Genomic DNA, 8592 nt, shown 5'->3' with positions numbered 1-8592 from the left:
TACGCGGGGGAGAGGGGGGGGGGGGGGGAGTTTGGTTTCGCGGGCCATTGGTTGGGGGGGTCCCCCCTTTTTCCCCCCCCCCCCCCCCCCCCTTTCCGCGACTCGGCTGTTACTGGCGCTGATACCGGCTCAGTAGTGGCTGTGGACCACCGTGTTCGTGTCGACCCAGTTGTAGATCCACTGCGCCTCGGGGACCGGCATATTGACGCAGCCGTGGGAGCCGGAGTACCCGAAGCTGGAGCGCCAGCCCGCGCCGTGGAAGGCGTAGCCGCTGTAGAAGTAGCTCACCCACGGGACGTCCTCGGCGACGTAGGGGGAGCCGTCGGCGTTCTCACCGCGCATGGTCTGGGACTCGTACTGCAGGTAGACCTTGTAGGTGCCGGTGACCGTGGGGGTCTCGGCGGCGCCGTCGACGATGGAGACCGGGCCGTGCACGACGGTCGCCCCCTCGTAAGCGGTCACCGTCTTGTTCGACAGGTTGAGGTCGACCCACTTCTCACCAGGAGCGGCCTGGTAGGGCAGCTTCTCCGCACCATTGGCGATGGTGCGATCCTTCCACTCCGCCTTGACCGTCGTGGCCTCGAAGGAGCCGGAGTAGGCCTTGTTGCTGCCCAGGGACTGCGTGATCGCGGTGGTCACCGCATCGGCGTTGTTGACGGTCTTGCCGTCCTTGGCCTCTGTCGGGGTGGAGACCACCTGGCCGCTGGCATTGACGTTGCGCTCGCCGGTGACGGGCTCGGAGCTGGCCTCCTCAGCCTTGGCCTTGACCCACTGGGAGACCTTTGAGGAGTCCACGGCAATGGTCGGGGCGGACTCGGTCGAGTTGGTGATCTTGATCCACGAGGCCTTGTCCGTGTTCTCCGCCGTGTAGGAATCCTCGCCCATGGTGATGGTGACGTCCTGGGAGACCCAGCCGTTGGCCTTGTCGGCGACCTTCTGGGCGTCGGAGTCGGAGACCTTCGGGGCGGCGTCCGTGATCGTCAGGGAGATCGACGAGGAGTCCAGGGACGTGGCGGCCTTCTGTGCGGCCTGGGCCAGGGTGTTGGCGTCCAGGGAGGATCCGTTGGCCGAGCTCGTGGTGGTGAAGGTGGTGCCGTCCTCGCCCAGGACCACGGTGGCGTTGCGTGCCTTGGCGCGGTCCTCGGGGATCAGGGAGGTGGCGTAGCTGCTCACCTTGGTCTTGTCGGTGGTGGAGACCACCGGGACCTCGCTCTTGCCTTGGGAGACCAGGGCGCGGAACTTCTCACCGAGCGTGTCGCCCCGGGCCATGACGGCGTCGGCGGTCGCCTGGGCGTCCACGGTGGTTCCCAGGTCCGCCAGAGAGGCGCTGGCGGTGACGTCTCCGGAGATGTCGACCTTGGTGCTCTTGGCGCGCTCCTCAATGGCGGCCACCACCTCCTGCCGGCTCTTGCCGGAGACGTCGGTGCCGGCCACAGTGGTCCCCGGGACGGCCCGGCCGTCGTAGTGCGCGGCGTAGGCGTAGCCTCCGGCACCGGCGACACCCAGCAGGAGGAGCGCTGCGGCCGCGACTCCCAGGGGCCAACGGCGACGCCGCCGCGGCTCGGTCGAGGATGGCTCCGCAGCGGTGGAGGTCAGCGCCCGGAAGGCATTCGTCACCGGGACGGCCGTGGCGGAATCACCGGCGCTGACAGTGCTCTCGGTTCCTGAAGCGCCCTCGAGCGTCGACTGATCGCCGGGCTCGCTGCCGGAGCCCGGTTCTGAGGTCGCTGCCGGGGCGATGGCCTCGATCTCCTCAGTGCTGCTCTGCTCGGCGCTCGTACCGCTTGAGGCGGTATTGGCGGAATGGGCCTGCGGTGCCGTGGCTTTCGCAGCCGCCTGGAAGACGGACTGACGACGCACGCCTTCGGGCTGCCCGTAGGGCGTGCTGAGCACAGTGGTCTCGCTCTGTGAGGCTTCTCCCTGGTTCTGCGTGCCGGCGGGGGAAGTGTTGCTGCTCATGCATCCTCGTCCCTCGGCCACGGGTCCCGTGTGGGGCGGGGTGGCCGAATTCAGTGGTCCATCCGACCTCCGGTGGTCCAAGGTACTGGATGGAGGTCTGACCCAAGGGCTGTTCCTGGTCCGACCTGCGTCAACGCGGCAGCGCCGTCGCCGGCGGGGCGGTCCTCACCCTGGTGATTACCATGACATCTGTGAAACGAGATGATGTCAATCATCCTCGGGGATGAGACTCTGTGAGATCGCACGAATTCGGTGTCGGTTCAGTTTCCTAGGAACCCGCAGGGCTTGGTACCCATGCACCGCCGGCGGGAGAGGGGCGCCGATTCGGGCCGGGCGTGCCGGTCGCGCCTGCGATGTCGACGCGGTGGGGCCGCAGCCAGGCTCGACCCGGCTAGACTCCACACCATGTCTGCTATTTCCACTGATGAGGTCGCACGGGTTGCGGCGCTGGCTCGGGTCGCCCTGAGCGATGAGGAGGTGTCGCGTCTGGCCGGAGAGCTGGACGCCGTCGCCTCCTCCTTCGCCCGGGTCACGAGCGTGGTCACGCCCGACCTGCCGGCGACCTCCCACCCCGTGCCCCTGACCAACGTGCTGCGTGAGGACGTTCCGGCCCCCACGCTCGACGTCGACGAGCTCCTGGCCGGCGCGCCGGCCAGCGAGGACTCCATGTTCCTCGTTCCGCAGATCCTGGGGGAGGACTCCGCCTCATGAGCGCTCACAGCACCAACGCCCTGGCCGTCCTCATCAGGAGCAGCGCCGCCGAGCAGGCCGCGGCCCTGGCGGCGGGGGAGGTCTCCTCACGCGAGCTCACCCAGGCCCACCTCGACCGCATCGCCGCCGTCGACGGCGTCGTCGGGGCCTTCCTCAACGTCGATGCCGAGTGCGCCCTGAGCCAGGCCGACGCCGCTGACGCCGCCCGCAAGGAGGGCCGGGCGACCAGCGAGCTGACCGGTGTGCCGGTGGCCGTCAAGGACCTCATCGTCACCCGAGGCCAGGTCACCACCGCCGCCTCACGGATCCTCGAGGGATGGGTGCCGCCCTATGACGCCACCCTCGTGCGCAACCTGCGCGCCGCCCGCACCCCGATCCTGGGCAAGACCAATCTCGACGAGTTCGCCATGGGCGGCTCCACCGAGCACTCGGCCTTCGGCCGCACCGCCAACCCCTGGGACCTGGGCCGCATCCCGGGAGGATCCTCGGGTGGCTCGGCCGCGGCCGTGGGCGCCTACGAGGCCCCCGTCGCCGTGGGCACCGACACCGGGGGCTCGATCCGCCAACCCGCGGCCGTCACCGGCACGGTCGGCGTCAAGCCGACCTACGGCACGGTCTCGCGCTTCGGCGTCATCGCCATGGCCTCCTCCCTCGACACGCCGGGCCCCATGGCCCGTACGGTGCTGGACACCGCTCTGCTACACGATGTCATCGCCTCTCACGACCCGCTGGACTCGACCTCGCTGCCGGACGCCCCGCGCGACATGGCCTCCGTGGTCCGGGCCGCCCAGGAGGGAAGGGACCTGACCGGACTGCGAGTCGGCGTCATCTCCGAGCTCGACGGCGGAGAGGGCTACCACGACGGCGTCGTGGCCTCCTTCCACGCCGCCCTGGAGCTGCTCGAGGCGGCCGGCGCGCAGGTGGAGACCGTCTCCCTGCCGCACCTGGAGTACGCGCTGGACGCCTACTACCTCATCATGCCCGCCGAGGCCTCCTCCAACCTGGCCCGCTACGACGGGATGCGTTACGGCCTGCGGGTCGAACCGGCGTCGGGACCGGTCACCGCCGAGACCGTCATGGCGGCCACCCGCGGGGCGGGCTTCGGTGACGAGGTCAAGCGCCGCATCATCCTGGGCACCCACGTGCTGTCGGCCGGCTACTACGACGCCTACTACGGCTCGGCCCAGAAGGTGCGCACTCTCGTGCAGCGCGACTTCGCCGCCGCTTGGGACAAGGCGGACATCCTCGTCTCGCCCACCGCCCCGGTGACGGCCTACCGCTTCGGGGAGAAGGACGACCCGCTGGCGATGTACAAACTGGACGTGACCACGATCCCGGCCAACCTCGCGGGGGTACCCGGCATGAGCCTGCCCTCGGGGCTGAGTGATGACGGGCTTCCGGTGGGCTTCCAGATCCTGGCGCCGCAGAGGGCCGATGACCGCCTGTACCGCGTGGGTGCCGTCCTGGAGGCCGCGCTGGAGGAGACATGGGGGGCGCCGCTGCTGTCGCGTGCGCCCGAGCTGGAGGAGACACGATGAGTGACACGCTGATGGACTTCGACGAGGCCGTTCGTCGCTACGACCCGGTCCTGGGACTCGAGGTGCACGTCGAGCTGGGGACCGCCACCAAGATGTTCGACGCCGCCCCCAACGTCTTCGGCGCTCAGCCCAACACGATGGTGACCCCCACGTCGGTGGGCCTTCCCGGTGCGCTGCCGGTGGTCAACGCCCGTGGCGTGGAGTACGCCATCCGTATCGGCCTGGCCCTGGGCTGTGAGATCGCGCAGTCCTGCCGCTTCGCCCGGAAGAACTACTTCTACCCGGACCTGGCCAAGGACTTCCAGACCTCCCAGTCCGATGAGCCCATCGCCTACGACGGCGCCCTGGAGATCGAGATGGAGGACGGCTCCTTCTTCACCATCCCGATCGAGCGCGCCCACATGGAGGAGGACGCCGGCAAGAACACCCACATCGGGGGTGCCGACGGCCGCATCGAGGGCGCCAGCCACTCCCTGGTGGACTACAACCGCGCCGGCGTGCCGCTGGTGGAGATCGTCACCCGCCCCATCGAGGGCACCGGTGCCAGGGCGCCTCAGGTCGCCGCCGCCTACGTGCGCACCCTGCGCGACATCTTCCGGGCCCTGGGCGTCTCCGAGGCGCGTATGGAGCGCGGCAACGTGCGCGCCGACGTCAACGTCTCTCTGCGCGAGTCGCCCGACGCGCCGTTGGGCACCCGCACCGAGACCAAGAACGTCAACACCTTCCGTGGGATCGAGCAGGTCGTCCGCTACGAGATCCAGCGTCAGGCCGCGATCCTGGCCGCCGGGGGAGAGGTGCTTCAGGAGACCCGTCACGGCCAGGCCGATGGCACCACCCGCGCCGGTCGTGTCAAGTCCGACGCCGACGACTACCGCTACTTCCCCGAGCCGGACCTCGTGCCGGTGGCGCCCAGCCGTGAATGGGTCGAGGAGATCCGTGCGGGGCTGCCCGAGATGCCCGCGGCCAAGCGTCGTCGCCTCAAGGCCGAGTGGGGTCTGAGCGACACCGAGATGCGCGACGTCGTCAACGCCGGGGCGCTCGAGCTCATCGAGGCCACCGCGGCAGCGGGGATCACCGGTCAGGCCGCCCGCAAGTGGTGGATGGGTGAGCTCTCCCGCAGGGCCAAGGAGCAGGAGACGGCCCTGGAGGACATGGCCGTCACGCCCGAGCAGATCGCCGAGCTGCAAGGGCTGGTGGACTCCGGGCGCCTGACCGACAAGCTCGCCCGCCAGGTTCTCGAAGGGGTCCTGGCCGGCGAAGGTGATCCTGAGGCCGTGGCCGCTGCTCGCGGGCTCGAGGTCGTCTCCGACGACTCCGCGCTGCTGGCCGCCGTGGACGAGGCCCTGGCCGCCAACCCGGACGTGGCGGACAAGATCCGCGGCGGCAAGGTCCAGGCCGCCGGCGCCATCGTCGGAGCCGTCATGAAGGCGACCCGCGGCCAGGCCGATGCCAAGCGCGTACGCGAGCTCGTCATGGAGCGCGTGCAGGGCTGAGGCGGGTCTCGCCGCAGGTCTGCTGAATCCTCTTCTCCTTGCATCGCCCTCCCGTACTGAGGGCGGTTCGGGACAATCCGGCCCGTCACCGCTGCATCCAGCCAGTGGTGACGGGCCGGACTGTCCGTTGCCGGCGGTTCCCCTCAGCATCCCCGGCGGCTCGCGTCGGTGATGGAGGGCTTGCGAGCAGGGTGAGATTGCTTGCGAAAGCTGCCCGGAATCTCAGCATCCGGTCACAATAGGACCGTCATCCGAGTGGCTGGCGGTCGGTGAGAGATAGGCTCGGAGTACTGACCTCAAGTCCCGCCCATCCCACGAGGAGTGTCCATGGTTCAGCCCAGTCCCAGTTACACCGTCGCCCTGTACCTCGAGGTGCCCGCCTCCCAGAAGGCGGTGGCCCGCCTGGTCGACACTGCCACTGCGACTGGTGCCATCGTCACCGGCGTCGACGTGGCCGACTCCGACGGCGACAAGCTCACCGTCAATCTCACGGCGGATACCCGGGACTCCAAGCACCGCAACGAGCTGGTTGCCAAGTTGGAGGAGATTGACGGCGTCGTCGTCCGCAACGTTGGCGACTCGACCTTCCTGACTCACGTCGGAGGCAAGATCGAGATCGCTAGCAAGTACCCGATTCACAACCGTCGTGACCTGGCCCGTGTCTACACCCCCGGAGTGGCCCGCGTCTGCAAGGCCATCTACGACCACCCCGAGCGCGCCCGGATGCTCACCATCAAGAAGAACACCGTCGCCGTCGTCACCGACGGGACCGCGGTCTTGGGGCTGGGGGACATCGGCCCGTCCGCCGCCATGCCCGTCATGGAGGGCAAGGCCGTTCTGTTCAAGCAGTTCGGCAACGTGGACGCCTGGCCGGTGGCCCTGGACACGAAAGACCCCGAGGAGATCATCTCCATCGTCAAGGCCATCGCCCCGGCCTACGGCGGCATCAACCTGGAGGACATCGCCGCCCCCAAGTGCTTCGACATCGAGGCCCGCCTGCGCGAGGAGCTCGACATCCCGGTCTTCCACGACGACCAGCACGGTACCGCCATCGTGACTCTGGCGGCCCTCATCAACGCTCTGAAGATCGTGGGCAAGAAGATCGAGGACGTGCGCATCGTCCTGTCCGGTGTCGGTGCGGCCGGCAGCGCCATTGCCAAGCTGCTCATGGCACACGGCGCCACGGACATCGTCGGCTACGGGCGCACCGGGGCCCTGTCTGCGGCGAACACCGAGGGGATGAACGAGCACCGCAAGTGGCTGGCTGAGAACACCAACCCGCGTCAGGTGACCGGTTCCCTCAAGGAGGGCCTCAAGGGGGCCGACGTCTTCATCGGCGTCTCGTCGGGCAACCTGCTCGAGCCCGAGGACCTGGAGGTCATGAACGACGGCGCCATCGTCTTCGCCATGGCCAACCCGATCCCGGAGGTCGACCCGATCCGTGCGGCCGACTACGCCGCCGTGGTGGCGACCGGACGCTCGGACTTCCCCAACCAGATCAACAATGTGCTGGCCTTCCCCGGGCTCTTCCGCGGCCTGCTGGACACAGGTATCACCGACATCTCCACCGAGCTGCTGCGGGCCGCTTCCACCGGTATCGCCTCGGTGATCGCCGACGACGAGATCAGCCCGGTGTACATCATCCCGGGCGCCTTCGACACCCGGGTCGCCGACGCCGTGGCCAAGGCGGTCCGCAAGTTCGCCGAGACGGAGTGAGAAGCCTAGGTTCCAGGTGACGTAGCCAGGGGCGTGAGACACCTTCGGGTGTCTCACGCCCCTGGCGGTACTCAGGACCTGGGCCGAGCTCGCTCGTCGGTCACGACGACGGAGACATCAGCGCAGCCAGGAGTCGCCGACCAGACGAGACCACCAGGTGCCCAGCCCCAGGGTGTCGCCGGCCCGAGTCAGGGCGAACAGGATGGCGGACAGGGTCAGAACCCAGTGGAGATCGACCAGGGGGTTGGTCGCGGCGTTCTCGGTACCTCCGGTTCCGATGGGCCACAGGGCCAGATACAACGGAACCATGAGTGCTGAGGCCGCGAAGGCGCTCACCTTGAGCCCAATGCCGAGAGTCAGGGCGACGCCCACCCCGAGCATCCCGGCCATGAACAGCCAGTCGCCGACCGGGTTGGCCAGCAGCTCGAAGGCACTCCCGAAGGGGCTGTGAACCGCCACGCCCTTGATGAAGCCCTGGGCGGGCTGACCTCCGTTGATCCAGGCCATCTGACGAGGGGTGGAGAATCCAAGGCCGAACGTCTTGTCCAGGAAGGTCCACAGGAAGATGAAGCCGACGACGATCCGTAGGACGGCCAGCGCGATGCGAGCCGACGAGCTGGTCACGATGTCGGATCCGGAACGAGGGCGCTTGGCGCCACGAGTGGAAGCAGGCACGGGAGGTGCTCCTTGATGATCGCTGGGGTCCGATGCCGGACACCAGTAGTTGAACGGTAAACTGACTGGCCGATTGTAGACATACCGGACTGCTCGGTGGATACTGACGAACGGCGGGGTGTTATCGATATGCGGCGATGCGTTCATCGAAACGGTTGGAATGGCGAGGAAAAGTCGATGTGTCCTGGATCATGGGCGATCGGTTTGACGTCTGAGGGGTGGACCTGCCTAAAGTACAGCCCGCTGCCGGACGGCTCGGGCCTTGCTTGAGACCTTCCAGCGGCGAACTCACTACAACAGAACGTCGATCGGTGTGACCAGGAACAATGCTTGTGAGGTTGACGTCGAACCGACAAATGTTCTAGAGTAGCGGAGTTGCTCGCCAGAGCGAAGTTGAGTCAAAAGGCTCGATTGAGTTCCGGCTGGGTGTGTTGTTTGAGAACTCGATAGTGTGTCATGTTTTTTATGCCATGGCCCTGGGGGCTGCGCATGATTTTGGT

The 8592-nt window shown here is 67.9% G+C and carries 6 protein-coding genes; 4 read left to right on the top strand and 2 right to left on the bottom strand.

The window, feature by feature from the left end:
- Window positions 1–129 precede the first annotated feature (129 nt).
- Window positions 130–1959 (bottom strand): L,D-transpeptidase family protein, encoded by a 1830-nt coding sequence (locus AB7V09_RS07250; protein ID WP_009406416.1) that lies wholly within the window; start codon window positions 1957–1959, stop codon window positions 130–132.
- A gap of 405 nt (window positions 1960–2364) precedes the next feature.
- On the opposite strand from AB7V09_RS07250, the gene gatC reads away from it, so the two are divergent.
- From gatC to AB7V09_RS07230, 4 genes are all read left to right on the top strand, one after another.
- Window positions 2365–2670 (top strand): Asp-tRNA(Asn)/Glu-tRNA(Gln) amidotransferase subunit GatC, encoded by a 306-nt coding sequence (gene gatC / locus AB7V09_RS07245; protein ID WP_003789737.1) that lies wholly within the window; start codon window positions 2365–2367, stop codon window positions 2668–2670.
- Complete coding sequence (gatA, locus tag AB7V09_RS07240; protein ID WP_009747577.1) at window positions 2667–4208, top strand: Asp-tRNA(Asn)/Glu-tRNA(Gln) amidotransferase subunit GatA; 1542 nt, start codon at window positions 2667–2669, stop codon at window positions 4206–4208. Before gatC ends, gatA begins: the two co-directional genes overlap by 4 nt.
- On the top strand, window positions 4205–5701 hold the full coding sequence (gene gatB / locus AB7V09_RS07235) for an Asp-tRNA(Asn)/Glu-tRNA(Gln) amidotransferase subunit GatB (RefSeq protein ID WP_009405656.1): 1497 nt from the start codon (window positions 4205–4207) through the stop codon (window positions 5699–5701). The genes gatA and gatB overlap by 4 nt, the downstream gene beginning before the upstream one ends.
- A 327-nt stretch (window positions 5702–6028) precedes the next feature.
- Window positions 6029–7417 (top strand): NAD(P)-dependent malic enzyme, encoded by a 1389-nt coding sequence (locus AB7V09_RS07230; protein WP_009747308.1) that lies wholly within the window; start codon window positions 6029–6031, stop codon window positions 7415–7417.
- A 117-nt stretch (window positions 7418–7534) separates the two neighbouring features.
- Here the strand turns inward: AB7V09_RS07230 and AB7V09_RS07225 are convergent, their stop codons facing one another.
- Entirely contained in the window at window positions 7535–8092 is a 558-nt protein-coding gene (locus tag AB7V09_RS07225; protein ID WP_075415520.1) for a DoxX family protein, read from the bottom strand.
- Window positions 8093–8592: the final 500 nt, after the last annotated feature.

The sequence above is a fragment of the Actinomyces sp. SKVG-SVH-4(1) genome, assembly GCF_048514265.1.
Taxonomy (GTDB): Bacteria; Actinomycetota; Actinomycetes; order Actinomycetales; family Actinomycetaceae; genus Actinomyces; species Actinomyces oris.
This window is presented reverse-complemented; position numbering and strand designations above follow the sequence as displayed.

What these genes read in the sequence shown, in the direction of transcription:
- AB7V09_RS07250 (WP_009406416.1), bottom strand. Translation starts at nt 1,959, where the DNA reads ATGAGCAGCAACACTTCCCCCGCCGGCACGCAGAACCAGGGAGAAGCC.
- gatC (WP_003789737.1), top strand. Translation starts at nt 2,365, where the DNA reads ATGTCTGCTATTTCCACTGATGAGGTCGCACGGGTTGCGGCGCTGGCT.
- gatA (WP_009747577.1), top strand. Translation starts at nt 2,667, where the DNA reads ATGAGCGCTCACAGCACCAACGCCCTGGCCGTCCTCATCAGGAGCAGC.
- gatB (WP_009405656.1), top strand. Translation starts at nt 4,205, where the DNA reads ATGAGTGACACGCTGATGGACTTCGACGAGGCCGTTCGTCGCTACGAC.
- AB7V09_RS07230 (WP_009747308.1), top strand. Translation starts at nt 6,029, where the DNA reads ATGGTTCAGCCCAGTCCCAGTTACACCGTCGCCCTGTACCTCGAGGTG.